The sequence below is a fragment of the Pseudomonas sp. FA117 genome (assembly GCF_057370475.1).
On sequence record NZ_CM170675.1, the window covers coordinates 1396919 to 1423740 of the forward strand.

Annotated in this window: 26 protein-coding genes and 3 tRNA genes; 13 read left to right on the plus strand and 16 right to left on the minus strand. The window is 63.4% G+C overall.

Features of this window, described 5'->3' with window-relative positions:
• Window positions 1-76 precede the first annotated feature (76 nt).
• Window positions 77-280 (plus strand): hypothetical protein, encoded by a 204-nt coding sequence (locus AC1TXO_RS06545; protein ID WP_486405560.1) that lies wholly within the window; start codon window positions 77-79, stop codon window positions 278-280.
• A 1-nt stretch (window position 281) separates the two neighbouring features.
• Here AC1TXO_RS06545 and AC1TXO_RS06550 read toward each other — a convergent pair whose 3' ends face one another.
• Window positions 282-704 (minus strand): quorum-sensing-regulated virulence factor family protein, encoded by a 423-nt coding sequence (locus AC1TXO_RS06550; RefSeq protein ID WP_486405561.1) that lies wholly within the window; start codon window positions 702-704, stop codon window positions 282-284.
• 213 nt (window positions 705-917) lie between these two features.
• On the opposite strand from AC1TXO_RS06550, the gene AC1TXO_RS06555 reads away from it, so the two are divergent.
• From AC1TXO_RS06555 to AC1TXO_RS06565, 3 genes are all read left to right on the plus strand, one after another.
• The gene (locus AC1TXO_RS06555; protein WP_486405562.1) at window positions 918-1628 is read left to right on the plus strand and encodes a tRNA-uridine aminocarboxypropyltransferase; all 711 of its coding nucleotides are present in this window, start codon (window positions 918-920) and stop codon (window positions 1626-1628) included.
• A gap of 256 nt (window positions 1629-1884) precedes the next feature.
• On the plus strand, window positions 1885-2535 hold the full coding sequence (gene erdR / locus AC1TXO_RS06560; RefSeq protein ID WP_486405563.1) for a response regulator transcription factor ErdR: 651 nt from the start codon (window positions 1885-1887) through the stop codon (window positions 2533-2535).
• Between the two features lie 72 nt (window positions 2536-2607).
• A complete protein-coding gene (locus tag AC1TXO_RS06565; protein WP_486405564.1) occupies window positions 2608-2973 on the plus strand; it encodes a diacylglycerol kinase in 366 nt (121 codons plus the stop codon).
• 3 nt (window positions 2974-2976) lie between these two features.
• On the opposite strand, the gene finR is transcribed toward AC1TXO_RS06565, so the two are convergent.
• Window positions 2977-3903: a LysR family transcriptional regulator FinR gene (finR, locus tag AC1TXO_RS06570; protein WP_486405565.1), complete on the minus strand. Its 927-nt coding sequence runs from the start codon at window positions 3901-3903 to the stop codon at window positions 2977-2979.
• 120 nt (window positions 3904-4023) lie between these two features.
• On the opposite strand from finR, the gene fpr reads away from it, so the two are divergent.
• On the plus strand, window positions 4024-4803 hold the full coding sequence (gene fpr, locus AC1TXO_RS06575; protein ID WP_323452883.1) for a ferredoxin-NADP reductase: 780 nt from the start codon (window positions 4024-4026) through the stop codon (window positions 4801-4803).
• Between the two features lie 101 nt (window positions 4804-4904).
• On the opposite strand, the gene tsaA is transcribed toward fpr, so the two are convergent.
• The 5 genes from tsaA to rimO all read right to left on the minus strand — a co-directional run bounded on the left by tsaA (window position 4905) and on the right by rimO (window position 8845).
• Complete coding sequence (tsaA, locus tag AC1TXO_RS06580) at window positions 4905-5597, minus strand: tRNA (N6-threonylcarbamoyladenosine(37)-N6)-methyltransferase TrmO (protein WP_486405566.1); 693 nt, start codon at window positions 5595-5597, stop codon at window positions 4905-4907.
• 4 nt (window positions 5598-5601) lie between these two features.
• Window positions 5602-6063 carry a YehS family protein gene (locus AC1TXO_RS06585; RefSeq protein WP_486405567.1) on the minus strand — a complete coding sequence of 154 codons (462 nt, stop codon included), beginning with the start codon at window positions 6061-6063 and terminating at the stop codon, window positions 5602-5604.
• 49 nt (window positions 6064-6112) lie between these two features.
• On the minus strand, window positions 6113-6823 hold the full coding sequence (locus tag AC1TXO_RS06590; protein ID WP_486405568.1) for an rRNA pseudouridine synthase: 711 nt from the start codon (window positions 6821-6823) through the stop codon (window positions 6113-6115).
• A 111-nt stretch (window positions 6824-6934) separates the two neighbouring features.
• The gene (locus AC1TXO_RS06595) at window positions 6935-7393 is read right to left on the minus strand and encodes a GNAT family N-acetyltransferase (RefSeq protein ID WP_486405569.1); all 459 of its coding nucleotides are present in this window, start codon (window positions 7391-7393) and stop codon (window positions 6935-6937) included.
• Between the two features lie 120 nt (window positions 7394-7513).
• Window positions 7514-8845, minus strand: a complete 1332-nt coding sequence (gene rimO, locus AC1TXO_RS06600) for a 30S ribosomal protein S12 methylthiotransferase RimO (RefSeq protein ID WP_486405570.1) — start codon at window positions 8843-8845, stop codon at window positions 7514-7516.
• Between the two features lie 268 nt (window positions 8846-9113).
• On the opposite strand from rimO, the gene AC1TXO_RS06605 reads away from it, so the two are divergent.
• Window positions 9114-11012 carry a potassium transporter Kup gene (locus tag AC1TXO_RS06605; RefSeq protein WP_486405571.1) on the plus strand — a complete coding sequence of 633 codons (1899 nt, stop codon included), beginning with the start codon at window positions 9114-9116 and terminating at the stop codon, window positions 11010-11012.
• Between the two features lie 37 nt (window positions 11013-11049).
• On the opposite strand, the gene AC1TXO_RS06610 is transcribed toward AC1TXO_RS06605, so the two are convergent.
• From AC1TXO_RS06610 to AC1TXO_RS06630, 5 genes are all read right to left on the minus strand, one after another.
• Window positions 11050-12342, minus strand: coding sequence for a virulence factor family protein (locus AC1TXO_RS06610; protein ID WP_486405572.1), 1293 nt, complete (start codon window positions 12340-12342; stop codon window positions 11050-11052).
• Window positions 12342-14984, minus strand: a complete 2643-nt coding sequence (gene mprF / locus AC1TXO_RS06615) for a bifunctional lysylphosphatidylglycerol flippase/synthetase MprF (protein ID WP_486405573.1) — start codon at window positions 14982-14984, stop codon at window positions 12342-12344. Before mprF ends, AC1TXO_RS06610 begins: the two co-directional genes overlap by 1 nt.
• A gap of 238 nt (window positions 14985-15222) precedes the next feature.
• Window positions 15223-15299 (minus strand) — tRNA-Met (locus tag AC1TXO_RS06620).
• 119 nt (window positions 15300-15418) lie between these two features.
• Window positions 15419-15495 (minus strand) — tRNA-Met (locus AC1TXO_RS06625).
• A gap of 123 nt (window positions 15496-15618) precedes the next feature.
• Window positions 15619-15695, minus strand: a tRNA-Met gene (locus AC1TXO_RS06630).
• Window positions 15696-15943: 248 nt separating this feature from the next.
• Here AC1TXO_RS06630 and dinB point away from each other — a divergent pair.
• A complete protein-coding gene (gene dinB / locus AC1TXO_RS06635; RefSeq protein ID WP_486406804.1) occupies window positions 15944-17002 on the plus strand; it encodes a DNA polymerase IV in 1059 nt (352 codons plus the stop codon).
• Between the two features lie 29 nt (window positions 17003-17031).
• On the opposite strand, the gene AC1TXO_RS06640 is transcribed toward dinB, so the two are convergent.
• From AC1TXO_RS06640 to AC1TXO_RS06650, 3 genes are all read right to left on the minus strand, one after another.
• Window positions 17032-17985, minus strand: coding sequence for a hypothetical protein (locus AC1TXO_RS06640; RefSeq protein WP_486405574.1), 954 nt, complete (start codon window positions 17983-17985; stop codon window positions 17032-17034).
• 20 nt (window positions 17986-18005) lie between these two features.
• Window positions 18006-19721 (minus strand): proline--tRNA ligase, encoded by a 1716-nt coding sequence (locus AC1TXO_RS06645; RefSeq protein ID WP_486405575.1) that lies wholly within the window; start codon window positions 19719-19721, stop codon window positions 18006-18008.
• A gap of 158 nt (window positions 19722-19879) precedes the next feature.
• Window positions 19880-21193 (minus strand): OprD family porin, encoded by a 1314-nt coding sequence (locus AC1TXO_RS06650; protein ID WP_486405576.1) that lies wholly within the window; start codon window positions 21191-21193, stop codon window positions 19880-19882.
• 731 nt (window positions 21194-21924) lie between these two features.
• Between AC1TXO_RS06650 and AC1TXO_RS06655 the strand changes: the two genes are divergently transcribed.
• Window positions 21925-22344 (plus strand): HIT family protein, encoded by a 420-nt coding sequence (locus AC1TXO_RS06655; protein WP_486405577.1) that lies wholly within the window; start codon window positions 21925-21927, stop codon window positions 22342-22344.
• A gap of 3 nt (window positions 22345-22347) precedes the next feature.
• Entirely contained in the window at window positions 22348-22554 is a 207-nt protein-coding gene (locus AC1TXO_RS06660; RefSeq protein ID WP_486405578.1) for a SlyX family protein, read from the plus strand.
• Window positions 22555-22573: 19 nt separating this feature from the next.
• Here the strand turns inward: AC1TXO_RS06660 and AC1TXO_RS06665 are convergent, their stop codons facing one another.
• Window positions 22574-23167, minus strand: coding sequence for a cold shock domain-containing protein membrane protein (locus AC1TXO_RS06665; RefSeq protein ID WP_486405579.1), 594 nt, complete (start codon window positions 23165-23167; stop codon window positions 22574-22576).
• 278 nt (window positions 23168-23445) lie between these two features.
• On the opposite strand from AC1TXO_RS06665, the gene AC1TXO_RS06670 reads away from it, so the two are divergent.
• The 4 genes from AC1TXO_RS06670 (at window position 23446) to aspS (ending at window position 26730) form a co-directional block, all read left to right on the plus strand.
• Window positions 23446-23919: a Dps family protein gene (locus AC1TXO_RS06670; RefSeq protein WP_023381917.1), complete on the plus strand. Its 474-nt coding sequence runs from the start codon at window positions 23446-23448 to the stop codon at window positions 23917-23919.
• A 169-nt stretch (window positions 23920-24088) separates the two neighbouring features.
• On the plus strand, window positions 24089-24406 hold the full coding sequence (locus tag AC1TXO_RS06675; protein WP_486405580.1) for a ribbon-helix-helix domain-containing protein: 318 nt from the start codon (window positions 24089-24091) through the stop codon (window positions 24404-24406).
• 92 nt (window positions 24407-24498) lie between these two features.
• Window positions 24499-24717: an FmdB family zinc ribbon protein gene (locus AC1TXO_RS06680; RefSeq protein ID WP_486405581.1), complete on the plus strand. Its 219-nt coding sequence runs from the start codon at window positions 24499-24501 to the stop codon at window positions 24715-24717.
• A gap of 237 nt (window positions 24718-24954) precedes the next feature.
• Window positions 24955-26730: an aspartate--tRNA ligase gene (gene aspS / locus AC1TXO_RS06685; protein WP_486405582.1), complete on the plus strand. Its 1776-nt coding sequence runs from the start codon at window positions 24955-24957 to the stop codon at window positions 26728-26730.
• The last annotated feature ends 92 nt before the right edge of the window (window positions 26731-26822 follow it).

Consider the following 26822-nt stretch of genomic DNA (forward strand, 5'->3'; position numbering starts at 1 on the left):
GTTCGTCTGATCGGATCCAATCGGCGGCGGTCTTTGATTAACTGAAGGGCATGGCGCGATGCAGGGAGGTGCGGGTATGCATCGGTTGGTCATCGAAGTGGACCTGCAGTTGTATGAACTGCTGGCGCGCGCGGCCCAGGAACATCGATTGAGCCTGGAAGGTGAGTGCCTGCGCCGGCTGCAGGGCGATGGGCGGCAGTCGCGCTATTTCCAGGCCCTGCTGGCGGATCTGCGCGCCGATGAGGAACAGCGGCGCGCCAGCGACGATCAGGTCGCCTGAATCACTTCTTCTTGTTGCCAGCGGTGCAGCTGGCAGCATCGAACGCCTGGTCCATGACCGGCTGGTTGGTCTTGTACACGGTGAAGCGGTACACCATCACCGCCCCCTTGGTCATCAGTTGGCGATAACCCGTGTTGCGGCAAACGCTGTCGCCCAGTTGGCTGCGCACCAGCGCCGGGTTTTCCAGCATGCGCTGGGCATGTTCTTCACGCACGCTCAGGTGGTTGACCAGCGCCTTGCCCTTCTCGACGGTATAGCCTTGGTCGAGGATGTCTTCGTTGACGGCGCGTGGCGTGCCGACGCTGCTCTCCTTGGCAACCTTCTGCAGCATCTGGTTCAGCTCGTAGTCCTGCTTGGAGGCCGCCTGGGCGGCCAGTGGCAGGGCGAGCATCAGGCTCAGGGTCGGGACGATAAGACGCAGCATGAATCTCTCCTGGTTCGGTGACTGGCGCTTTGACCCGCGCCGGCTGGTGGCGTTCCATGAACAGCTCCTGGCGCCGCCGCCAAAAGCTCGATTATAAGGGAGCCTGCCGCTGGCCTGCACGGCAATCCTGCGCCTGCTCTGGTAGACTGGCGTCTCTGTTTCCCGCCGAGTTGTCGCAGTGTCCATCCTTTTCCCGTCGCCAGGCTTGCAGCCATGAGCCATGCGGTAGCGCGTCTGCGCGCCGAGCGTCTGGCGCGCAGCAACAAACCTTTCATCGCCCGCGGCTCGCGGGCCGATCGCTGCCCGGACTGCCGGGTGATTGCCAGCCATTGCCTGTGCGCCTGGAAGCCGAGGGTCGATGCCCAGGCCGGCATGTGCCTGGTGATGCACGATACCGAGCCGCTGAAACCTACCAACACCGGCTGGCTGATCGCCGACCTGATCGAAGACACCTGGGCCTTCGGCTGGCAGCGCACGGAGGTCGATCCGCGCCTGCTGGCGCTGCTCGAACAGCCGCAATGGCAGCCCTATATCGTCTTCCCCGGTGAGTTCGTCGAGCAGGGGCGGGTGGTCAGCGAGGTGAAGTGCGAGCCCGGCAAGCGGCCGCTGTTCATTCTGCTCGACGCCACCTGGACCGAGGCACGCAAGATGTTCCGCAAGAGCCCGTACCTGGACCGCTTCCCGGTGCTGAGCCTGGAGGCCGAGCAGATGTCGCGCTATCGCCTGCGCCGCTCCAAGCGCGACGATCACTTCTGCACCGCGGAAGTGGCGGCCATGTGCCTGGACCTGGCCGGCGACAGCCGCGCCTCCCAGGCGCTGGATGCCTACCTCGACGTGTTCAGCCTGCACTACCTGAGCGGCAAGCGGCACCTGGCGCTGGACGACCACGACGAGCCGCATCGACGCCTGCATACCTTCCTATAGTCCAAGGGGCAGCAGCGCCGGATTGGTTCATACTGTCGAGGCAGGTCGCCAGGGTGGGCGAGGCCGCCGGGCAATTGGCTTGACCACCCGCACGGTGCTCGGCATCCTTGGCGCCGATTCGGCCACGACGCAGCCGCCACCCCTGGCTTGCCTCGTGCCCCAGCCGCTGGCGGCGCCGTCGCCCGCGCCTCGAGTTGCCCGCCAGGCTCAGGCTGCGTACCCGCAGCGCCTGGCACAGAACAGGACCCCTGGATCGATGGCTACATACGAAATCCTGATTGCCGATGACCACCCGCTGTTTCGCAGCGCCCTGCGCCAGGCCGTGACCCTTGGCCTCGGGCCGGATGTGCGCCTGGTGGAAGTGGCAAGCATCGCCGAGCTGGAAACCCGCCTGACCGAGAAGGCCGACTGGGACCTGGTCCTGCTCGACCTGAACATGCCGGGCGCCTATGGTTTCTCCGGGCTGGTCCTGTTGCGTGGGCAGTACCCGCAGATTCCGGTGGTGATGGTCTCGGCGCAGGAAGAGGCGGCGGTGGTGGTCAAGTCGCGCGAGTTCGGGGCCAGTGGCTTCATTCCCAAGTCCAGCCCGCTGGAGACTATCCAGGACGCCGTGCGCAAGGTGCTCGATGGTGAGGTGTGGTGGCCGCCGCAGGCGTTCGACAAGGTCGATGTGTCGGCTGAAGCCAAGGCCGCCAGTGAAGGGCTCGCCAGCCTGACGCCCCAGCAGTTCCGGGTACTGACCATGGTCTGCGAAGGCTTGCTGAACAAGCAGATCGCCTATGAGCTGAGCGTCTCGGAAGCCACCATCAAGGCCCATGTAACGGCGATCTTCCGCAAGCTTGGCGTGCGTACCCGGACCCAGGCTGCGTTGCTGTTGCAACAACTGGAATCGGTTTCGCCCAACTGAACCGTCCGGCTTCACGCTTTTTTGACCCAGGCTGGAATAGCCTGCAGGCCTTTTTCAGGTGAATTGACTCACATGTCGCCATTCAAGGGCCAGACCGGCCTGAAACGCATCTTCAATGCCGCCGGCTACTCGCTGGACGGCCTGCGCGCCGCCTTCCGGGGCGAGGCAGCCTTCCGCCAGCTGGTGCTGCTCAACGTGCTGCTGATCCCGACCGCCTTCTGGTTGCCGGTCAGCCGCGGCGAGCGGGCGATCCTGATCGCCGTGTGCCTGCTGGGGCTGATCGTCGAGCTGCTCAATTCGGCGGTGGAGGCGGCCATCGACCGCATCTCGCTGGAGCGCCACCCCCTGTCGAAGAACGCCAAGGACATGGGCAGCGCTGCGCAACTGGTGGCCATGAGCATGGTCGCGCTGGTCTGGGGCGTGATCCTGCTCGGTTAGCCCTCAGGCGATGGGCGGCAGGACGATCTCGTCGCTGCGCTGTACCCCGGCGGTGAAGCTGCGGCACAGTTCGAGGAATTCGCGCATGGCCGAGGTCTGGTACTTCTGCTTGTGCCAGATGAAGTAGAACTGGCGCAGCAGGTCCAGCTCCGGGGTTTCCACCGCCACCAGGCTGCCACGCCTGAATGCATCGCGCAGGGCCAGGCGCGAGATGCAGCCGATGCCCAGGCCCGATTCCACCGCGCGCTTGATCGCTTCGGTGTGCTCCAGCTCCAGGCGGATGTTCAGGTTGGCCCGGTGATGACGCATGGCCTGGTCGAAGGTCAGGCGCGTGCCGGAGCCCTGCTCGCGCAGGATCCACGCCTCCTGCGACAGCGCCTCGATGTCCGCCCGGCCAATCTTCGCCAGCGGATGCTGGGGCGCGCAGAACACCACCAGTTCGTCCTCGACCCAGGGCTGCACTTCAAGGTCGGGGTGGTTGCAGTCACCCTCGATCAGACCCAGGTCAATTTCGTAGTGCGCCACCTGCTGCACAATGTGCGCAGTGTTCTGCACGTGCAGCTTGACCTGGCTTTCCGGATGCACCTGCATGAAGCTGCCGATCAGCAGCGTCGCCAGGTAGTTGCCGATGGTCAGGGTGGCGCCGACCGCCAGCGAGCCGAAGCCGGACTTGCCGTTGAGCAGGTCCTCGATCTCCTTGGCCTGGTCGAGCAGGGCCACCGCCTGGGGCAGCAATTGATGGCCCAGGGCGTTGAGGCTCAGGCGCTTGCCGGCGCGGTCGAACAACTGGCAGCTGGACTGGCGCTCCAGCTCGGTGATGGAAGTACTGGCCGCCGACTGCGACAAGGCCAGCACATTGGCAGCGCGCGACACGCTCTGGTGCTGGGCGACGGCGACGAATACCTGGAGCTGACGAAGCGTGAATCGCATATCTATATAACCGATAAGTGATATCTTGATAATTCAGTTAACAGATATTCTCGCTCCCCCTAAACTATCGCGCAACTGCGCGTCTTGTGTGCGCTGCGTTTTTCTTCAGGAGCCCCTTAGATGAGCAACATGAACCACGAACGTGTCCTCAGTGTGCATCACTGGAACGACACCCTGTTCAGCTTCAAGTGCACCCGCGATCCGGGCCTGCGCTTCGAGAACGGTCAGTTCGTGATGATCGGCCTGCAGCAGGAAAGCGGCCGTCCGCTCATGCGTGCCTATTCGATCGCTTCGCCGAACTGGGAAGAGCACCTGGAGTTCTTCAGCATCAAGGTGCCGGACGGCCCGCTGACCTCCCAGCTGCAGCACCTGAAGGAAGGCGACGAGATCATCATCAGCAAGAAGCCTACCGGTACCCTGGTGCTCGATGACCTGAACCCCGGCAAGCACCTGTACCTGCTGAGCACCGGTACCGGCCTTGCGCCGTTCATGAGCGTGATCCAGGACCCGGAAACCTACGAGCGCTTCGAGAAGGTGATCCTGGTGCACGGCGTGCGCTACGTGAACGAAGTCGCCTACCGCGAATTCATCACCGAGCACCTGCCGCAGAACGAGTTCTTCGGTGAAGCGGTGCGAGACAAGCTGATCTACTACCCGACCGTGACCCGCGAGCCGTTCGAAAACCAGGGCCGTCTGACCGACCTGATGCGCAGCGGCAAGCTGTTCAGCGACATCGGCCTGCCACCGATCAATCCGCAGGACGACCGCGCGATGATCTGCGGCAGCCCGAGCATGCTCGACGAAACCAGCGAAGTGCTCGACAGCTTCGGCCTGAAGATCTCGGCGCGCATGCGCGAGCCGGGCGACTACCTGATCGAGCGTGCTTTCGTCGAGAAGTAAGGCGTAAGGCGGTAATGGAAAACGCAGGCCCTGGCCTGCGTTTTTTTATGGCTGGTCGGTGGGCAGGTCTGGCCCTATCGCGGGGCAGGCCTGGCACCGCATCACCCAGGCACCACCTCCAACACGCGGATCAGCTCCGCTGTCGGGTAATGCCAGCGCACCTGCACATCCCAGAACTTCACGCCGTAGACGCGTTCGGCAGGCGGCAACTGGTAGGCCGGGCGCGGGTCCTGGGCCAGGCACTGCTCGATCAGTTCCACCAGCGGCTCAGCAAGGCGCAGGGCATGCTCGTGGGCTTGGGCCAGGGCGCTGTCGCTCCACTGCACGGCAATCGGCTGGGGCGCGGCGCTGGCCATCTGGTTGCTGGCGTCGTCGATGCTGTCGGCGTAGGGCACGTAGGGCTTGATGTCGAGCACCGGCGTGCCGTCGAGCAGATCGATCCCCGACAACAACAGGCGTCCGGGTTCGACGCCTTCCAGGCGCACTACCGATTGGCCGATGCCATTGGGGCGGTGGGTGGCGCGGGTGGCGAACACGCCCATGCTCTTGTTGCCACCCAGGCGTGGTGGCCGCACTTTCAGCCGAGGCGTGTCTTCCAGCGCCTCGTGGAACAGGAACAGCAACCACACATGGCTGACCTGCTCCAGGCCCTGTACCGCTTCGCCCTGGTCGAACGGCGGCAGCAGTTCCAGTACCCCGCGTGCGGCAGGGGCCAGGCGCGGCTGGCGGGGGATGGCGAACTTCTCCTTGAAGCAGGAGCGCACGATACCGACCGGCGTCACGCTGTGCTGCATCGCCTCAGCCACGCACGCGAAGGGTCAGGCCCTTGAGGAAGTTGCGCAGCAACTGGTCGCCGCAGGGGCGGTAGTTGTCGTGACCGACCTTGCGGAACAGCGCGCTCAGTTCGGGCTTGGACACCGGGAAATCGACCGACTTGAGGATCACGTGCAGGTCGTCCTCCTTGAGCTCGAAGGCCACTCGCAGCTTCTTCAGCACGGTGTTGTTGGTCACCGGCAGTTCGACAGGCTGGGGCGCACGGCTGTCATCCTTGCCACGGCGGTGGATCACCAGGCCGTCGAGGAAATGCGCCATGACCCGTTCCGGGCAGCGCACGAAGCCGGGTTCGTCTTCCTTCTTGATATAGCCGGCAAGTACCAGCGGATTCACCTCAAGGCCGGACAGGGCGATGATTTCGGCCATCTTGGCGTCGTTCACCTTGAGCATGTAGCGCAGGCTGCGCAGGACATCATTGTGGTTCATGTGACTGGAATCCTTTTCTGGGCCGCCTGTGGCGAGGCGGCTGTATCGCTTAGAAACGTTCGCTGGCGGCCAGGTAGCGCCATTGCCCCAGGGCCAGCTTGCCCATCGACACGCCACCCAGGCGAATGCGGCGCAGGCCGAGCATTTCCAGGCGCAGGTAGGCGCACAGTTCGGAGATCTGCCCGGGCTGCGGGTTCTTCAACACCAGGCGCAGGTGGGTCTCGTTCTGCCAGCTGGCCTTGGCCCTGGGCAGTTCCCGGTCGTTGCGCGTGGCGCCGCGGGCCAGGCGTTCGAGGGCCTGGGGCGTGGTTTCGCCGCGTACCTCGATGATGTACTCCTGCTCCAGGCGGCGCAGGTCGGCGTCGATCTTGCGGGTGACCCGCCAGTCCTGGGTGAAGATCTGCAGGCCGCTGGCGCCGCGCTCGAGCGGTGCCAGGCAGGTCAGCCTGGTGAAATGTCCGTGCAAGGGGCGCACGCCCTCACGGTGAGCCTCGCTGAGGCTGGCCATGTTCATGCTGGCACGGGCGCTTTCGCTGTCCAGGCCTTTGGGCTGGTTGAGCAGCAGGGTGACCGGTTCGAGGGTTTCGGCACGGGCGCCGGGGAGCAGTTCGATACGCTGCTGCTCGACCTTGAACTGCGGTTGTTCGACCACGACCCCATCGACCGTGACCCAACCTCCTTCGATGTACAGTTCGGCCTCGCGGCGAGAGCAGCCGAGCTGTTCGATCAGGCGTTTTGACAGGCGGACGGGTTCGGACATGAGCAGGTATTCGCAGGGCAGGGAAAGGTGCTTATTGTACCTGTCCGTGCTGTGCTGCGGCTGGGAATCTGTGCCATTTGGACCATTTGCCTGGCGCTTGCGGCGTGGTGGCTAGCCCGCTGCGCGGATCAGCCGCATGTGCAGCAGCGGATACGGCTGGCCCAGGCCATCGGTTTCCGAGCGGCCAGCCACCTCGAAGCCTTCGTGCAGGTAGAAGCCCAGTGCTTGCGGATTCTGTTCGTTGACGTCCAGGCGTTCGGCATTGAGCTGGTCTATTGCGTGGTGCAGCAGGCGCTTGCCGACCCCGCGCCCTCTGTGGTGCGGGTCGACGAAAAGCATGTCGACACGGCCATTGGCGACGCCGGCGAAACCAAGGATGTTGCGCCGGGCATCGCGACAACAGATCAGCATCACTGCATCCAGGTAGCGGCGCAGCACATGCTCGCGCAGCAGCACGATATAGGCGTCGGGGAGAAAGTCGTGGGTGGCGCGGACCGAGGCTTCCCAGATCCTGACCAGCTCGGGGTAGTCGCTGTAATGGGGCGTGTGCAGCGTCAGGGGCAAGGACATCGTGTATTCCTCAGGTCGTGAGGAAAACATAGATGCTGGAGGAAGGCGCTGCGGATTTTTTCTTTCGGGCCTAACCCTTTCGCGGCGTTGCACTGCGAAAGGGTCAGGTCTGCACGTCGATCAGACCGGTTCGGCCCACATGTCGTATTCGTCGGCATCGACAATACGGCAGCGCACCTTGTCACCCGGCTTGAAGCCGTGGTCGCCGTCGATGAACACGCTGCCGTCGATTTCCGGCGCGTCGAAGAAGCTGCGGCCTACCGAGCCCTGTTCCTCGACTTCGTCGATCAGGACCTCGATCTCCTTGCCGATGCGCAGCTGCAGGCGGGCGGTGCTGATGGCCTGCTGGTGGGCCATGAAGCGGTCCCAACGATCCTGCTTGACGTCATCGGGCACCTCGTCCAGGCCCAGGTCGTTGGCCGGGGCGCCTTCGACCGGCGAGTACTGGAAGCAGCCGACGCGGTCGAGCTGGGCTTCGGTCAGCCAGTCGAGCAGGTACTGGAAGTCTTCCTCGGTCTCGCCGGGGAAGCCGACGATGAAGGTCGAACGGATCACCAGCTCCGGGCACTGCTCGCGCCAGTTCTTGATGCGTGCCAGGGTACGGTCTTCGAAGGCCGGACGCTTCATGGCCTTGAGCACCTTGGGGCTGGCGTGCTGGAACGGGATGTCGAGGTACGGCAGGATCTTGCCGGCGGCCATCAGCGGGATCACGTCATCGACGTTCGGGTACGGGTAGACATAGTGCAGGCGTACCCAGGCGCCGAGGCTGCTCAAGGCCTCGCACAGCTCGAGCATGCGAGTCTTGACCGGGCGGCCATTCCAGAAGTCGGTCTTGTACTTGACGTCGACGCCGTAGGCGCTGGTGTCCTGGGAAATCACCAGGATCTCCTTGACCCCGGCCTTGACCAGGCGCTCGGCTTCGCTGAGCACTTCGCCGACCGGACGGCTGACCAGCTTGCCGCGCATCGACGGGATGATGCAGAAGCTGCAGCTGTGGTTGCAGCCTTCGGAAATCTTCAGGTAGGCGTAGTGGCGCGGCGTGAGCTTGACCCCCTGCGGCGGCACCAGGTCGATCAGCGGGTTGTGGTCCTGGCGCGGGGGCACCACTTCGTGCACGGCGTTGACCACCTGCTCGTACTGCTGCGGGCCGGTGACCGACAGCACGCTGGGGTGCACGTCACGGATGCTGCCTTCCTCGACACCCATGCAGCCGGTGACGATGACCTTGCCGTTTTCCTTGATCGCCTCGCCGATCACTTCCAGCGACTCGGCCTTGGCGCTGTCGATGAAGCCGCAGGTGTTGACCACCACCACGTCGGCGTCTTCGTAGGTCGGAACGACTTCATAGCCTTCCATGCGCAGCTGGGTGAGGATGCGCTCGGAGTCGACCAGGGCCTTGGGGCAACCCAGGGAGACGAAGCCGACCTTCGGCGTGGCGGGAGTGGTGGACATGACTAACCTCGGTATTGAAACAGGCCGCTCCTGCCGGTGGCGGAGCGATCCGGGCGGGCATTTTTGCCGCCTCTGATCAAAAAGTGCGCAATTCTAGCGAGCGCAAGGTCGCTTGACCAGCAGAAAAGCGACGAGCGCTGCGCTATGCTTCGCGCCGTCGTCTCCAGGTATCGAGGATAGCCGGAGGACGACAGCGGTCCGGGCGCTGCACGCATGCCGCCCGGTGCAAATACTACCGGCCCTCGAGGGCCGTCTGCGGGAGTGGTCGATGGTTCAGGCAAGCAGTCACGCCGAGGGCGGGCACGGGGCGGCACGCCCCTTGAGCCTGCTGGTGGCAGCTGTGGGGGTGGTCTATGGGGATATCGGTACCAGCCCGTTGTATACCCTCAAGGAAGTCTTTACTGGCGGCTACGGCGTGCAGGTCGACCATGACGGGGTGCTGGGCATCCTGTCGCTGATTCTCTGGTCGCTGCTGTGGGTCGTGTCGTTCAAGTACGTGATGTTCATCCTGCGCGCCGACAACCAGGGCGAGGGCGGCACCATGGCACTCACTGCCCTGGCGCGACGGGCCACGGCCGCGCATCCGCGACTGCGCATGCTGATGGTCGGCTGCGGGCTGGTCGGCGCCTCGCTGTTCTACGGCGACAGCATGATCACACCGGCAGTCTCGGTGCTGTCGGCGGTGGAAGGCATGGGGCTGGCGTTCGATGGCATCGACCACTGGGTCGTGCCGATCTCGCTGGTCGTGCTGGTGGCACTGTTCCTGGTGCAGAAGCATGGTACCGAGAAGATCGGCAAGGCCTTCGGCCCGATCATGGTTGCCTGGTTCCTCGTGCTGGGAGCGCTCGGGGTGCATGGCATCACGCAGAGCCCGGAAGTGCTCAAGGCCTTCAGCCCAGGCTGGGCGCTGAACTTCTTCATCGTCCACCCCGGCATGGGCGTGGCCATTCTCGGTGCGGTGGTGCTGGCGCTGACCGGTGCCGAGGCGCTGTACGCCGACATGGGCCATTTCGGTCGCAAGCCGATCGCCCGCGCCTGGTTCGCCCTGGTGCTGCCGGCGCTGGTGCTCAACTATTTCGGCCAGGGCGCGATGCTGCTGCAGAACCCCGAGGCGGCGCGCAACCCGTTCTACCTGCTGGCGCCGAGCTGGGCGCTGCTGCCGCTGGTGGGGCTGGCGACCATGGCCACGGTGATCGCCTCCCAGGCGGTGATTTCCGGCGCCTTCTCCCTGACCCGCCAGGCCATCCAGTTGGGTTACGTGCCACGCATGCAGATTCAGCACACCTCCAGCGACGAGCAGGGGCAGATCTACATCGGTGCGGTGAACTGGACGCTGATGGTCGGCGTCGTGCTGCTGGTGATCGGCTTCGAGTCGTCGGGCGCACTGGCTGCGGCTTATGGCGTGGCGGTGACCGGCACCATGCTGATGACCACCATCCTGGTCTCGGCGGTGATGCTGTTGCTGTGGAAGTGGCCACCGCTGCTGGCGGTGCCGGTGCTGGTGGGCTTCCTGCTGGTGGACGGGCTGTTCTTCGCCGCCAACGTACCGAAGATCGTCCAGGGCGGTGCCTTCCCGGTACTCGCGGGGATTGTGCTGTTCGTGCTGATGAGCACCTGGAAGCGCGGCAAGCAGATCCTCGTCGAGCGGATCGATGAGGGTGGCCTGCCGTTGCCGGTGTTCATCAGCAGCATTCGCGTGCAGCCACCGCATCGCGTCGAGGGCACGGCGGTGTTTCTCACGGCGCGGGCCGATGCGGTGCCCCATGCGTTGCTGCACAACATGCTGCACAACCAGGTGCTGCACAGCCAGGTGGTGCTGCTTACGGTGGTCAGCGAGGATCGGCCGCGCGTGCCGGAGTCGGAGCGCTTCGAGGTCGAGGCCTACGGCGACGGGTTCTTCCGCGTGCTGCTGCACTTCGGCTTCATGGATGAACCGGACGTACCGGCCGCGCTACGCCTGTGTCATCTGGAGGAGCTGGACTTCAGCCCGATGCGCACCACCTACTTCCTCAGCCGCGAGACGGTGATCGCCTCGCGCCTTGAGGGCATGTCGCGCTGGAGGGGCAACCTGTTCGCCTTCCTGCTGAAGAATGCCAACGGCAACTTGCGCTTCTTCAACCTGCCGCTGAACCGGGTGATCGAGCTGGGAACCCAGGTCGAAATCTGATTGAAACAACAAGGGCCGCGATGCGGCCCTTGTTGTTTTACTGCTCGGCGACGTTCGATTTGCCCTGGCGGGTCTCGATCTCGCCGATCAGGCGCTTGGCCAGCGCCGGGTAGTTCTCGTCGAAGTGATGGCCGCCTGGCAGCTTCATGCGCTCGCCCACGGCAGTCTTGTCGGTGCAGCCGCTCTCGTCGGTTTCTTCCACACCGTAGATGCACACCACCTTCGCTGCCGGCAACTTGGCCATTTCCGGCCCGGTCGGGGCTTCCTGGCCTTCCTTGCCCAGCCAACCCTCGACTTCGATCTCGAAGCTGCCGCTGCGGGCGAAGGCCAGCAGGATCACGGCGTCGATACGCTTCTGGTCGGCTTCAGGCAGGCGATTGTAGATCGCCGGCAGTACATCGGCACCGAACGAATAGCCGGTCAGCACGAAGCGCTTGGTGCCCCATTTCTGACGGTAGTGCTGCATCAGTTCCGACAGGTCGACAGCGCTCTGTTCAGGCGTCTTGTGCTGCCAGTAGTAACGCAGGGTGTCGATGCCGACCACCGGGTAGCCGAGCTTGGCCATCTCGCCCGCCACGTCACGGTCCAGGTCGCGCCAGCCGCCGTCGCCGGAGAGGAACAGGGTGACGGTGTCGGTGGTCTGGCCGGCCGGGACTTCCACCACCGGAATCGCCAGGGCGTTGCCATCGCGACCGACCAGGGCCTGGGTCAGCTGGGCCTTGAGCACCTGTGGCAGGTGGATGTCGTAGTCGCTGATGCTGGTCTCGGCATTGGCCTGGTCGCGTACGAAGGCCGCGCTGGCGTCGTCCGGGTTGTCGTTCCAGGCCACGTTCCAGTGGCCGTGGGCGGCAGTCTTGGGCATTTCGACCTGGCAGCCGGGCTGTTCGAGGTTGAAGTCGACGGAGATGGCGCGGGCCTTGTCGTCGTTCTGCCCGGCCAGCCAGCGCCAGGCCTGGGAGGCCCCGGGGCCGATACCGGCGACCAAAGTCGGCTTGCCGGACAGCTTGGCCATGGCCTGGTCCAGTGCCACCTGCTGCTTGCTGCAGTCGCCGGTCGGCAGGATCACCTGCACCAGCTGGGCTTCGCCGGCCTGGCTGAGGTCCAGCAGCTGCTTGTCGGTCAGGACCTGGTCGTGGGGAACGCCGACCGCGACCAGGGTCTTGGCGCGCACGCCGGGTGTCACCAGGGTCAGGTTGCTGCCATCGTCCAGGGTGAAGTGCTCGATGCGCGCTTCGGGGGCAGGGCGGGTCCACAGCCAGAAGGCCGCGCCACCGGCCAGCACGGCCAGCAGCAGGGGGATCAGCAGGTACAGCCAGTAACGTCGGATCATCAGCGTTTCACCAATCCAGTCAGGCCGCCGGCAATCAGGGCGGCGGTGTCAGCCAGTGCAACCAGCGGGTCAAGCCCGGCTGGTACGGCCATGTAACGAGGTTCCCAGTCCGGCTGGAACTTGTCCTTGAAGCGCCGCAGGCCCTGGAAGTTGTAGAGCTGCTCGCCGCGCTGGAACACCATCGAACCCAGGCGTTGGGTCAGGGGCGCACCGCGGCGCGGTTGCAGGCCGGAAAGCGGGACCATCCCCAGGCTGAAGCGGGCGTAGTCGTGGCTTTTGTAATGCAGGATGAGGCCGAGCATCATGAATTCCATGGTCAGCTTCGGTGCCTCGGGGTGCGCACGCATCAGGTCGAGGCTGGCCAGTTCGTTGCTGTGGGTTTCCAGCAGGTTGGCAAACGCCACCGGGCGGCCCTGGAAGCGGATCAGGGCAATACGGAAATGCCGCAGGTATTCCGGGCTGAAGCGCCCCAGCGAGAAGCCTTTTTCCCGCACGTTCTTGCCGGCCAGCCAGGCGTCGGAGATTTCCCGCAGTTCCTGCAGCGGCGCGTGGCCCGGCTCATGGACTTCCAGGGTCAGGCCGTCGCGCCCGCCACGGTTCCAGGTGTAGCGCAGGTCCTTCATTTCCTTGCCCTTGGCGTCCAGGTCGAAACGGCGCAGGTCGACCCGTGCCTCTTCGCCGAGCTTGATCGCGGTCAGGCCGATGTCCATGTAGAAGGGCAGGTTCTCCGCGCGCACCTGGTAGAACACCGGGCGGGCATGGTGCAGGTCGCACAGGTCGCGGAACTGCCAGATCATCTCGGCACGTTCCTGGGCCGGGCCGATCGGGTCGTACAGCGCGACCAGGCTGCGGCCGCGGCGGGCGTACATCAGGAAGGCGTTGTCGTTGGGGTGGAACAGCAGCGCCTTGTCGCCGGTCAAGGCCAGGCCGCCGTCGGGCTGGTCGGACGCCAGCAGGATACGGTTGGCGCGCTGCAGTTCGTCTTCGGTCGGCAGGTGGATCACCGGGCGCGCGGTGCGCAGCAGCCAGGTCAGGGCGACGATCACCAGCAGCACCGCACTGCCCAGCGCTGCGCGCAGGCCGCGAGGCGCGTCGGCATCGAGGGTGAACTGCCACCACAGCTTGTGGCTGTAGGGCACGTCCTGGTAGGCGAACAGCAACAGCCACACCGAGGCGCCAACCACGCAGGCACTGGCCACCAGGTAGATCGGCGAGAATGGCAGCTCCAGAAGGCGGCTGGGGCGGTAGAACGAGCGGCGGAACAGCGCCAGCAGGGCGGTGGTGAAGATCATCATCGATGCCTCTTCCCAGTCGAAGCCCTTGAGCAGCGAGAGCAGCGCGCCCGTCAGCAGCAGCACCGTGGTCAGCAGCCAGGCCGCCGACAGGCGCCGGCGCAGGCCCTGGGCCAGCAACAGGCAGAGCACGCCGATCAGGCTCGCGCCGAAGTGCGAGGCGTCGATCAGCCGGTGCGGAATGAGAAAGCCCATGTGTTCCAGGCGGCTGTCGATTTCCGGGGTGACGCCGGAGAACAGCAGCACCACGCCAGACAGGAACACCAGGATCGCCAGCACGGGAGCCGCGAGCCCGGACGCTGCCTTGATGGCTTGCTGGGCGAATAACAGGCGCCGGGCTTCGTTGACCAGCAGCAGCACGCAGGCCACCAGCAGTGGCAGTACCACGTAGATCAGGCGATACAGCAGCAGGGCCGCGGCCAGGGGGGCGGCACCCAGCTGGTTGGCGAAGGCGGCGAGCAGGATCGCCTCGAACACGCCGACGCCGCCGGGCACATGGCTGAGTACGCCTGCCGCGAGGGCAAGCAGGTAGACCAGTACGAAAGCCCCGAATGGCGGGGCTTCGGGCAACAGCAGGTAGAGCACCGTGGCGGCGGCGGCGACGTCCAGAGCGGTGATGACCAGTTGCAGGGCAGTCAGGCGCGCACTGGGCAGGCGCAGGGTGCGACGTCCGACCTGCACCAGCAGATTGTCGGCCAGGGGTTGCTCGGCGGCGCGGCGACGATAGAGCCCTGCCGCCAGTACGGCGCAGGCCACCAACACCGCAATGGCAATGCTGCCCAGCAGTGCCGGAGACATGCGCAAGGCGGTGGAGGCCGAGGTGAGGTCGCTCAAGGTGGCCACTGCTGCCAGCGGAGGTAGGGCGCAGCCCAGGGAGAGACTGGCGAACACGGTCATCCGTGCGACTTCTGCAGCCCCCAGGCCCTTGCGCGCGTACAGGCGATAGCGCACGGAACCACCGGAGAGCATCGACAGGCCGATGGCATTGCCGATGGCGAACGCACTGAAACCACCCAGCACCAGGGTACGGGGTGGCAACTTGACCCCTGCATACCGAGCCGCGGACCACTCGTACCCCAGCAAGGTCACGAAACCTGCCACCGTCGCCAGCAACGCACCCAGCAGCGCCTGCTTGGGTACGCTGAGCATGGCGTCATGCAAGGCATAGATGTCCAGCTCGCTCAGCAGGTGCCGACAGGCGATCAGCGCCATGGCGAACAGCAGCAGGGTGATCGCCAGGCCGATGGGCTGGCGGTATTTGCTCAGGCGTTCGAGCCATGGCAGGCGTTGTGCGGCCGTGGGCAGGGCGGCGGTGATCGGGGCCTGGGAGTCTGGGGAACTGGAGGTCATGAAATACCTCGTGCAGCAAGCGCGAGGGCGATGAGACGAGCGGCCAAGTGAAAGTCCCTTTGGAAAACGTGTCCAGATAGTACTCCGGGTGGAGTAGGTTTATCCGTTTCAGGTTAGTTAAAGTTAGTTCATTGAGGTGCCGGAAAGGTGGCAATGCGCGTACGAGAGGAATTTTCTGGCGCTGAATGCAACAAGCCCCGCACTATCCTGGGATAGGCGGGGCTTGTTCTGACGAATATGGTTGCGGGAGCCGGATTTGAACCGACGACCTTCGGGTTATGAGCCCGACGAGCTACCAGGCTGCTCCATCCCGCGTCAGAGGTGCGCATTCTACGCATTATCGGCGGGCTGTCAAACGTATTCGTCGATGGGGCCGAGGTTTTTTCGCGACAAAGAAAAAGGCCACTGCGTTAACAGTGGCCTTTTCTTGAATCTGGTTGCGGGAGCCGGATTTGAACCGACGACCTTCGGGTTATGAGCCCGACGAGCTACCAGGCTGCTCCATCCCGCGTCAGTGGTGCGCATTCTACGGATTATCGGTGGGTTGTCAAACCTTAATCCTTGATTTGCGTAGATTTTTTTTCGCAATGCAAAGAAAAAGGCCACTGCGTGAACAGTGGCCTTTTCTCGAATCTGGTTGCGGGAGCCGGATTTGAACCGACGACCTTCGGGTTATGAGCCCGACGAGCTACCAGGCTGCTCCATCCCGCGCCTGTGGAATCGAATTCTACGGAAATCCTTCCGTGAGTCAAGTGGTTTTTACAAAAAACCTTTTTTGTTCAATCCCTTAGCATCGGGCAAAGCAGTACGACGCAGCTCTGGCGCGGGTTTGGAGGCTTTGCTCGGCAGGGCGCCGACTTCACCGGTCATCCAGCCTGTGCTTTGACGGGGCTGACGAATCGAGGGTGGCGTGCTGTAATATCTGTATGAATTTACAGTACTGACGGTCGTTCATGTCCCTGCGCAAGATCATCCACATTGATTGTGACTGTTTCTACGCCGCCATCGAGATGCGTGACGATCCTCGACTGGCAGGTCGCCCCATGGCCGTGGGTGGCCAACCGGGACAGCGCGGGGTGATCGCTACCTGCAACTATGAGGCGAGGGCGTATGGCGTGCGTTCGGCGATGTCGTCCGGTCATGCCATGAAATTGTGCCCGGACCTGCTGATCGTCAAGCCGCGCTTCGAGGCCTATCGCGAAGCTTCGCGGGAAATCCATGCGATCTTTCGCGACTACACCGACCTGATCGAGCCGCTGTCGCTGGATGAGGCGTATCTGGACGTCACCGACAGCCAGTGGTTTTCCGGCAGTGCCACGCGCATTGCCGAGGATATCCGTCGTCGTGTGTCGCAGACCTTGCATATCACGGTGTCGGCAGGCGTTGCGCCGAACAAGTTCCTGGCCAAGATCGCCAGCGACTGGCGCAAACCCAATGGGCTGTTCGTGATCAGGCCGGATCAGGTCGAAGCCTTCGTCGCGGCGTTGCCTGTCGCTCGTCTGCATGGCGTGGGGAAGGTGACGGCCGACAAGCTGTCGCGCCTGGGGATCGACACCTGCCAGTCGCTGCGCGAGTGGCCCCGACTCAACCTGGTGCGTGAGTTCGGCAGCTTCGGCGAGCGCCTCTGGGGGCTGGCGCGGGGTATCGATGATCGCGTGGTGCAGAACGACAGCCGTCGGCAGTCGGTCAGTGTCGAAAACACCTACGACAACGACCTGCCTGATCTTGCCAGTTGCCTGGAAAAGATCCCGGACCTGCTCGCTAGCCTGAACGAACGGATTGCGCGGATGGACAGCAGCTACAAGCCGGACAAGCCTTTCGTCAAGGTCAAGTTCCACGACTTCAGCCAGACCACGTTGGAGCAGGCTGGGGCGGGGAGGGACCTGGAGAGTTATCGGCAACTGCTCAGCCAGGCCTTTGCCCGTGGCGGCAAGCCTGTCAGGTTGCTGGGGGTGGGGGTGAGGTTGCGGGATTTGCGCGGGGCGCATGAACAGCTGGAGCTGTTCCCGGCGCGATAAGGCAAAGGGGCGCAGGGCGCCCCGTCCGTTCAGCGCTCGCCAGGGTCGGCGACCAATCGGCCGGTTTCCTTGGTCAATGTCTTGAGGAAATCCTGCTGCAGCTCCGGATCGTTGCGCGTCAGCTCGATCAGGCTCTGCTCCAGTTCGCTGGCTTCCTCCTCCAGACCCAGCTCGGAAAGACGCTTGACCCGGTGGACCCACTGGCCGACGTCGTCATCCTCGAGGTCGTCGAAGATCAGCTCGTGGGCCTCCAGCAGCTTGTTGCGCAAGGTGGCGCTGACCAGCAGGCTGGCGTCGCCGCGGATGCCGTTGTCTTCGTCGACCGCTGCCAGGTGCAGGGTGCCGATGTGGTTGAGGTTCTGCTCGGAGAACGGGCTGTCGAGCAGGTTCAGGCGCAGCACACCGTGCTTGTCGGTGGTCAGTTCGTGGGTCATCTTGCCAGCCTTGACCTCGACCAGGCGCTCGTTCCAGGGCAGGCTGGTGAATTCCTCGCGCTTGTCCTTCTGGACTTCGCTGATGCCTGCCAGGTTCTGCTGCGCACGGCCGTTGGACTGCACGTTCATGAACGGGTTGAGCCCGGCAATGCCGTAGCTGAGCCAGTCGTGGGTCACGCTTTCAGGCAGGCTGTCGAAGGTGAGCACGTTGACCACGTTGGCGCCGATGCCGGCGACCACGGCTACCGCGCCCAGCGGGATCTCGTAGATCTCCCGCCAGGGTTGGTAGGGCGTATAGCGGTCGTAGCGCCGGGTGACCTCGAATTCGGTGACTTCGAAGCGCCGCTGTTCATTGACGCGAACGCGCCGTTGCGGAAGCTCCATCACCTTGGGCTCGCCGACGTCGATCTGCAGACTGTGCTCGAGCAACTTGCGCTCGACACGTTCCTCATGCTCGCTGCGCTGGGACATCTGGTTGGCGCAGCCGCTGACGAACAGGGCGCCGCAGAGCGCGGCGCCCCCCAGGGTAAAGGTACTTCGCTTGGACATGTTCACTCGGGCAATGGTTGTCAGCGGCGGATACGGGCCTGCAGGAAGGTCAGCACTTCGTTGAGCGGCAGTGGCTGGGCATCCTGTTCGGTACGGTGCTTGTACTCCAGGTTGCCATCGGCCAGGCCGCGGTCGCTGACGACGATGCGGTGCGGGATGCCGATCAGTTCCATGTCGGCGAACTTGATGCCTGGGCTGGTCTTCTTGTCACGGTCGTCCAGCAGCACTTCGTAACCGGCGGCGGTCAGTTCGGCGTACAGCTTGTCGGTCGCCTCGCGTACGGCGTCGGTCTCGTAGCGCAGCGGCACGAGGGCGATCTGGAAAGGCGCCAGGGCGTCGTTCCAGATGATGCCCTTGTCGTCGTGGTTCTGCTCGATGGCAGCCGCGACCACGCGGGACACGCCGATACCGTAGCAACCCATCGACAGCACCACCGGCTTGCCGTTCTCGCCCAGTACCTGGCACTTGAGCGCCTCGCTGTACTTGGTACCGAGCTGGAAGATGTGGCCCACTTCGATGCCGCGCTTGATCACCAGGGTGCCCTGGCCGTCCGGGCTCGGGTCGCCGGCAACGACGTTGCGCAGGTCAGCGACCTGTGGCACTGGCAGGTCACGCTCCCAGTTCACGCCGAAGTAGTGCTTGTCGTCGATGTTGGCGCCGATGCCGAAGTCGCTCATCAGGGCGACAGAACGGTCGATGACGCATTCCAGCGGCAGGTTCAGCGGGCCGAGCGAGCCGGCGCCGGCGCCGATGGCGTCGCGCAGTTCGGCATCGCTGGCCATCACCAGCGGGTCGGCAACCTGCTCCAGCTTGGCGGCCTTGATTTCGTTCAGCTCGTGATCGCCGCGAACCACCAGGGCGACCAGTTTGCCTTCCTCGGCGCCACGCACGATGAGAGTCTTGACGGTCTTCTCGATCGCCAGGCCGTGGTTTTCCACCAGGTCAGCGATGGTCTTGGCGTTCGGTGTGTCGACCAGGCGCAGTTCTTCGGTCGGCGCCGGGCGCACGGTTTCCCGTGGGATGGCTTCGGCTTTCTCGATGTTGGCCGCGTAGTCGGAGCTGTCGCTGAAGATCACGTCGTCTTCGCCGGAGGAGGCCAGGACGTGGAATTCGTGGGAGTAGCTGCCACCGATCGAGCCGGTGTCGGCCTGCACCGGACGGAAGTCCAGGCCCAGGCGGGTGAAGACGTTGGTGTACGCCTGGTGCATGCGGTCGTAGGTTTCCTGCAGGGAAGCCTGGTCGGCATGGAAGGAGTAGGCGTCCTTCATGATGAACTCGCGGCCGCGCATCAGGCCGAAGCGCGGACGGATCTCGTCACGGAACTTGGTCTGGATCTGGTACATGTTCAGCGGCAGCTGCTTGTAGCTGGACAGCTCGTTGCGCGCCAGATCGGTGATCACTTCTTCGTGAGTCGGGCCGACGCAGAAATCGCGGTCGTGGCGGTCTTTCAGGCGCAGCAGTTCAGGGCCGTACTGTTCCCAGCGCCCGGATTCCTGCCACAGCTCTGCTGGCTGGATGCTCGGCATCAGCACTTCAAGGGCGCCGGCGGCGTTCATTTCCTCGCGTACCACGTTCTCGACCTTGCGCATCACCCGCAGGCCCATCGGCAGCCAGGTGTACAGGCCGGAGGCCAGCTTGCGGATCATGCCGGCGCGCAGCATCAGCTGGTGGCTGATGACGACGGCGTCTGCCGGGGTTTCTTTCTGGGTGGCGAGCAAATATTGACTGGTGCGCATGGGAAGCCGTGTCGATTGCCTGAATGTTTGAATGACCCCGCATTGTACGGGGGCGGGACGAAGGCGTACAGGATGCCCCAGGGCGCTCGGCTTGTCAGCCAAGAAAAAGCCCGGCAGATGCCGGGCTTCTTCAGGTGCGGGGCATTGCAAGCTTTGGCTTACAGGATGCTCAGCGGGTACTCGACGATCAGGCGCAGTTCGTCGATGGAGTCCGAACCGTAGTAGACGCCGTCGCTGGAGCGGTAGGTGGCCTGGCGGACGCGGAAGCTCAGGTCCTTGGCTGGACCTTCCTGCAGCACGTACTTGATGTCCACGTCGCGTTCCCATTCCTTGCCGCTGTCGGTGCCTTCGACGTGTGCGCCGGTACCACGGGCGTAACGGGTCATGAATGTCAGGCCTGGAATGCCGAACTCGGCGAAGTTCAGGTCGTAGCGCGCCTGCCAGGATTTCTCGCCTTCGGCGTTGAAGTCGGAGCGGGCGATGGAGTTGGCGAGGAAGATGGTGCCGCCGCCGTCTACGCCATAGGCGTAGTCGCCGTCACCGGTGACCTTCTGGTAGGCCAGGGTGAAGGTGTGGGCGCCGAAGTTGTAGGCGCCGGACAGGCTGAAGGCGCGGTTGTCGAGCTTGTCGCCGTCATAGGCGCGAACATTGCCGGCACCGTCGCTCTTGGTGTCATAGATGTTGAAGTCGAACACCAGGCCTTGCTTGTCCGACAGCGGTACCGCCCAGTTGACGTTACCGTAGTACTTGCGCCAGTAGTCTTCGACCTTGGAGTAGTAGAGGCTGGTGCTCAGGCCGTCGGTAATGCTGTAGGTACCACCGAAGACGTTGGCTTCGGTCAGGCCCGGGTTCTTGATGCGGGCTCTGTTCAGGCCGCCGATGCTGTCCTTGTAGCTTGCTGCCTGGGCATCGAGACGCGTGAAGTGACCGGCGTTCAGCTCCAGACCTTCGATTTCCTTGCTGGTCAGCAGGAAGCCTTCGGCGGCTTCTGGCAGCAAGCGGCTGTCATCGGTGGCGAACACTGGCAGGGCGGTGAACTGGCCACCAAACTTCAGCACGGTATTGGAAATGCGGGCTTTGACCGCACCGTAGCCTTTGGAGTAATCATCTTCGGAGCGGCCGTCCGAGCCGGTCGGGAACAGGCCGGTGCCGGAAGTGCCCTTGCCGCCGTCCAGTTTGATACCCAGCAGGCCGATGGCATCGAAGCCTACACCGATGGTGCCCTGGGTGAAGCCGGACTCGAAGGTACCGATGAAGCCTTGGCCCCACTCGGCAGCGCGGCTTTGGGTTGGGCCGAGCGGATTGTTTTCACGGTTGCGGAAGTCACGGCTGAAGTACAGGTTACGCATCTTTACATTGAGCTTGCTGTCGTCGACGAACCCTTTGGATTCATCCTGCGACGACGCCACTGCCAGTCCGGAAGTCCCCGCTGCAACAGCCAGGGCGATCATGCTCCACTTCATCACGCGCATCGTGATTTGCTCCTTTGGTTTAGGAAGAGTACCGCTGCGTCCAAGTGTTCTAGTTATATGGGGCAGCTCTTTCTTTTTATGTCGGCGAAAATGTATCTCACGCTGACTGCTCTTGGCGACATGAAAAACGGAACCTTTCGGTAAGTTTATGGTCGTGTCGCTTTCAGTTATTTCCATGTCGCAAATCACGTCCCGTATTCGCGGGTCGTGGCACTCCAGCGCTGCTTCTCGCTCCGTAACGAAACCGTAAGGTCGTGACGGTGTATCGAAGCTCCCTGGTGAATCCCTTGTCGCTGTTGTTATTTGTCGCGTTCACCGGCTAATGCAGGTGCCGTGCCGACTTGGCGTAAAAAGAATGCAACAAGCGTGCACAAAAACGATCACTGTTAATGAAATTTTCACAAATCGGGCAAAACCGCGCTGAAACCTGCGCAAACACAGGGTTTCGCCTGTCTGATGGTATGCCGCGTTTTTTCTGTTCACCCGCGAAATAAAGCTGGCTTGAAAGTCAAGGTGTTACCCGGGACTGTTCATGCTGAGTAGTTTGTACCGAAGCGGTGTGACAGGCGTATTTTCCTGCGCCTCTTTTTGGTGCGAAAAGTAGCGCTGTGTTACCGCGTGTGGCGCACGCGTGTGAATGTGCTCATGGGCTGCCGGGGAGGGGGCGGGCAAGGTATCCTTCGTCTCTGCCCGCGTACCCGTCGGGCTGTGCCATTCGATGGAGGTTTGCCGTGTTTGTCCTGGATTCGCGTCTGCAGCAGGATTCCCTGGTGCTTGGGGATTTGCCGTTGTCCCGCCTGTTGTTGAGCAAGGATGCCAACTACCCCTGGTTCATCCTGGTGCCGCGCCGCGCCGGGGTCAGCGAATTGTTCCAGCTGGACGTGGCCGACCAGCAGCAGTTGTGGAAGGAAACCACCCTGCTGGCCGAGGCGCTCAAGGACGCGTTCGCGGCAGACAAGATGAACGTCGCCACGCTGGGTAACGTCGTCAGCCAGCTGCACATGCATGTGGTGGTGCGCCGCCGTGATGATGCGGCCTGGCCTGCTCCGGTGTGGGGCAAGGTGCCTGCGCTCGAGTATGCCCCTGCGCAGGTCGAAGCGATCCGCCAGCGCCTGCGTGCGCTGCAACTTGATGGATTCCAGGAGGCCTGAGCCATGACATTGGAAGCGAGAATCGTCGAGCTGGAGATGCGCCAGGCGTTTCAGGATGACACCATCCAGGCGCTCAACGACGAAGTGGCCGGGCAGAACCGTTTGATCGAGCGCCTGCAGTTGCAGATCGCCGAGCTGATCAAGCGTCATGAAGAGATGGTCGGCCAGTATGGGGCCGGAGGCGAGGAGCCTCCACCGCCTCATTACTGAAAGCGGTGGAGGCAGGCGGTCAGCGGCGTGAAACCGCGACCACGTCTTCGGCCTGCAGGCCTTTGTCGCGATGCATCACCGAAAACTCCACGCGCTGGCCTTCGACCAGCACGCGATGGCCTTCACCGCGGATGGCGCGAAAGTGCACGAAGATGTCATCACCGCTGTCGCGGGAGATGAAACCGAAGCCTTTCGAGGTGTTGAACCACTTGACGGTGCCGGTATCGCGATTGCTGGTGTCCGTCACGCCTGCCTGGCCACCGCGCGACCTGCGCGGGCTGCGGGCAAACCCGGCAGCCAGGTGCAGGATCACGGCCAGTGCCGCGCAGAGCAGTGCCGACAGGCTGCCGAGCTCAGGGCGTGCAAGGACGGTGATGGTCTGCAGGATGACGGCCAGTACCAGCAGGGCGTTGGCCAGGTGTTGCAGTTGCTGGCGAGCGCCGCGGTAGTAAAGCGGTACCACGGGTGCCAGGATCAGGTTGAGCAAGCCCAGCAGCGCGAGGTAGACCGCTTCGGGTTGTTGCAGCAGGGGTGTAGCGTCGGTTCTGAGGCTGGGTATGAGCGACAGCAGCAAGGCCGCAACGCCCGTCACCAGATGGACGATCTTGAACATGGTTTGGCTCACGTATTGGATAAGGCCGATCACAGGAAGAGCCGAGGGCACGGTGCGCATGAGCTGTGAAGCGCGGTCACGTGACGCTCGGCCTATGCACCCGGCAATGACAGTCCGCACGGGTGGCACACTGCCTATTTAACAGTAAAGCCGCAGGCTTCTCAAACCGCGGGGGCGAGCGGACCATTCGTTGCCATGTGTCACATGCGACGGGCGGCAAGTCTTGATACAGTGTTTGCGCCCGCTTGATCGTCAAGCCTTATGGAAAGGGGAGATTCATGGCAATCGATATCGGTATCAGCGAAGAAGATCGCAAGTCCATCGTCGAAGGGTTGTCCCGGCTGCTCTCGGACACCTACGTGCTCTATCTGAAAACCCACAACTTCCACTGGAACGTCACCGGTCCGTCGTTCCGCACCCTGCACCTGATGTTCGAGGAGCAGTACAACGAGCTGGCCCTGGCGGTCGACTCGATCGCCGAGCGCATTCGCGCCCTGGGCTTCCCAGCGCCGGGCTCTTACGCCTTCTATGCCCGTCATTCCTCGATCAAGGAGGAAGAAGGGGTGCCTGCTGCCGACGAGATGATCCGTCAGCTGGTCCAGGGGCAGGAGGCTGTGGTGCGTACCGCGCGCAGCATCTTCCCGGTGGTGGACAAGGTCAGCGACGAACCGACCGCCGACCTGCTCACCCAGCGCATGCAGGTCCATGAAAAGACTGCCTGGATGCTGCGGGTGCTGCTCGACGGCAAGTGATCCGCATCCAGGCTTGCCCTTCGAGCCCGGCATCGCCCAGCGATGCCGGGCTTTTTCATGGTGGGAAATCCTTGCTGCTGCTCTGCGCCGAGATAACGGCGCTTCATTGATGGCACTCATGCGCTTCATGTGCGAGGCGTGCGGTGATCAGTGATAGGGACGCAAAAGCATGGCGCAGGCAGGAAGACAGGGCGGTTGGCCGACAAAGGATTGCCAGGACCCGTTTCGCAGCGATTTCGACATGATGCAGACGACCCCGGTGTCGCGCTCGGTCAGGCTCAATGGTTTTGCCACGTGCCTGCGCCTGGAGGCCGTGTACTGGAGGATCCTGGAACGTATTGCCCAGGCCAATCGCTGTTCGGTGAGCGCCGTGCTCTCCTATGTCGACCGCGAAGTGCACCTGCGCCAGGGTGGCGTGCGCAATTTCAGCGGGCTGATCCGGGTGATCTGCGTGGCCTGGCTGCTCGATCCGCCCGGCGGACACTGATCGCCGGGCGGGCTGCACTGCTCTGCTTAACCATATATAATCCCGCCTTTTGCTGCCCAGGCAGCCTGCGTTGTGGTTGACGAGAGACCTCCATGCCCCTTTATGACTACCAATGTGCTTCCTGCGACCACCGCATGGAGGTGTTGCAGAAGATCAGCGCGGCGCCTCTTACCGATTGCCCGGCCTGCCAGGCGCCAGACCTGAAGAAGCTGCTGTCGGTCCCCGGCTTTCGCCTGAGCGGCAATGGCTGGTACGAAACCGACTTCAAGACTGGCGCAAAGAAGAACCTGGCCGGTGACAAGGCCGATTGAGTTGAATTGCAGCGACAGGGTCTTGCACTATTAGGGTCTGTGTGAAAAGTCTTGAGACGAAGGTCAGGCAAGGCGAAAACAGCCGAGGAAGCGGAGTTTACGGGTTGTAAATGAGCATTCCGAAACTGTTTTCAACGCAGCATGAACGAGTATCAAGGCTTTTCACACGGAGCCTAGCCCTCAGGGCAGGCCAGACCGCCACCGAATACACGAATCACGAGAAGCGAAACCACGATCATGATGCGCAGCCACTATTGCGGCCAACTGAACGAGAGCCTGGACGGCCAGGAAGTCACCCTTTGCGGCTGGGTCCATCGTCGCCGCGACCACGGCGGGGTGATCTTCCTCGACATCCGTGACCGCGAAGGCATGGCCCAGGTCGTGTTCGATCCCGATCGCGCCGAAACCTTCGCCGCCGCCGACCGCGTGCGCAGCGAATACGTCGTGCAGATCACCGGCAAGGTGCGCAGGCGTCCGGATGGCGCAGTCAATGCGAACATGGCGTCCGGTGCCATCGAGATTCTCGGCTACCAGCTGAACGTGCTCAACGAAGCGGAAACCCCGCCGTTCCCGCTGAACGAATATTCCGACGTCGGCGAAGAAACCCGCCTGCGCTACCGCTTCATCGACCTGCGTCGCCCGGAAATGGCCGACAAGCTGCGCCTGCGCTCGCGCATCACCGGCAGCATCCGCCGCTTCCTCGACGAGAACGGCTTCCTCGACGTCGAGACGCCGATCCTGACCCGCGCCACCCCGGAAGGCGCGCGCGACTACCTGGTACCCAGCCGTACCCACGCCGGCAGCTTCTTCGCCCTGCCGCAGTCGCCGCAACTGTTCAAGCAACTGCTGATGGTGGCCGGTTTCGACCGCTACTACCAGATCGCCAAGTGCTTCCGTGACGAAGACCTGCGTGCCGACCGCCAGCCGGAATTCACCCAGATCGACATCGAGACCAGCTTCCTCGACGAATCCGAGATCATGGGCCTGACCGAGGGCATGATCCGCAAGCTGTTCAAGGAAGTGCTGGACCTGGAGTTCGGCGACTTCCCGCACATGACCTTCGAGGAGGCCATGCGTCGCTACGGCTCCGACAAACCAGACCTGCGCATCCCGCTGGAGCTGGTCGATGTTGCCGACCAGCTCAAGGACGTCGACTTCAAGGTGTTCGCCGGCCCCGCCAACGATCCGAAATGCCGCGTCACCGCCCTGCGTCTGCCGGGCGGCGCCGCCATGCCGCGCAGCAAGATCGACGAGTACACCAAGTTCGTCGGCATCTATGGTGCCAAGGGCCTGGCGTACATCAAGGTCAACGAACGCGCCAAGGGCGTCGAAGGCCTGCAGTCGCCGATCGTCAAGAACATCCCCGAGGCCAACCTCGACGTGATCCTCGATCGCGTCGGTGCGGTCGATGGCGACATCGTGTTCTTCGGTGCCGACAAGTTCAAGGTCGTCAGCGAAGCCCTGGGTGCGCTGCGTATCAAGCTGGGTCACGACTTCAACCTGCTCACCTGCGAGTGGGCTCCGATGTGGGTCGTCGACTTCCCGATGTTCGAAGAGAACGAAGACGGCAGCTTCAGCGCCCTGCACCACCCGTTCACCGCGCCCAAGTGCACCCCCGAGGAGCTGGAGGCCAACCCGGCAACCGCACTGTCGCGTGCCTACGACATGGTGCTCAACGGCACCGAGCTCGGTGGCGGTTCGATCCGTATCCACCGCAAGGAAATGCAGCAGGCCGTGTTCCGTCTGCTGGGGATCGAGGCTGCGGAACAGGAAGAGAAATTCGGCTTCCTGCTCGATGCACTGAAGTTCGGCGCACCGCCTCACGGTGGCCTGGCCTTCGGCCTGGACCGCCTGGTCATGCTGATGACCGGTGCCCAGTCGATTCGCGAAGTGATCGCCTTCCCGAAAACCCAGAGCGCCGCCGATGTCATGACCCAGGCCCCAGGCCAGGTCGATGCCAAGGCGCTGCGCGAGCTGCACATCCGTCTGCGCGAGCAGACCAAGGTCGAGTAATCGATCGCAGGCGCCCCCGTATCGGGGCGCCTCGCGCTTGCGCGCAGGATTTTTCGCGTTCCGCCCTTCGGGGCGGAACCTGTTTCTGTTTC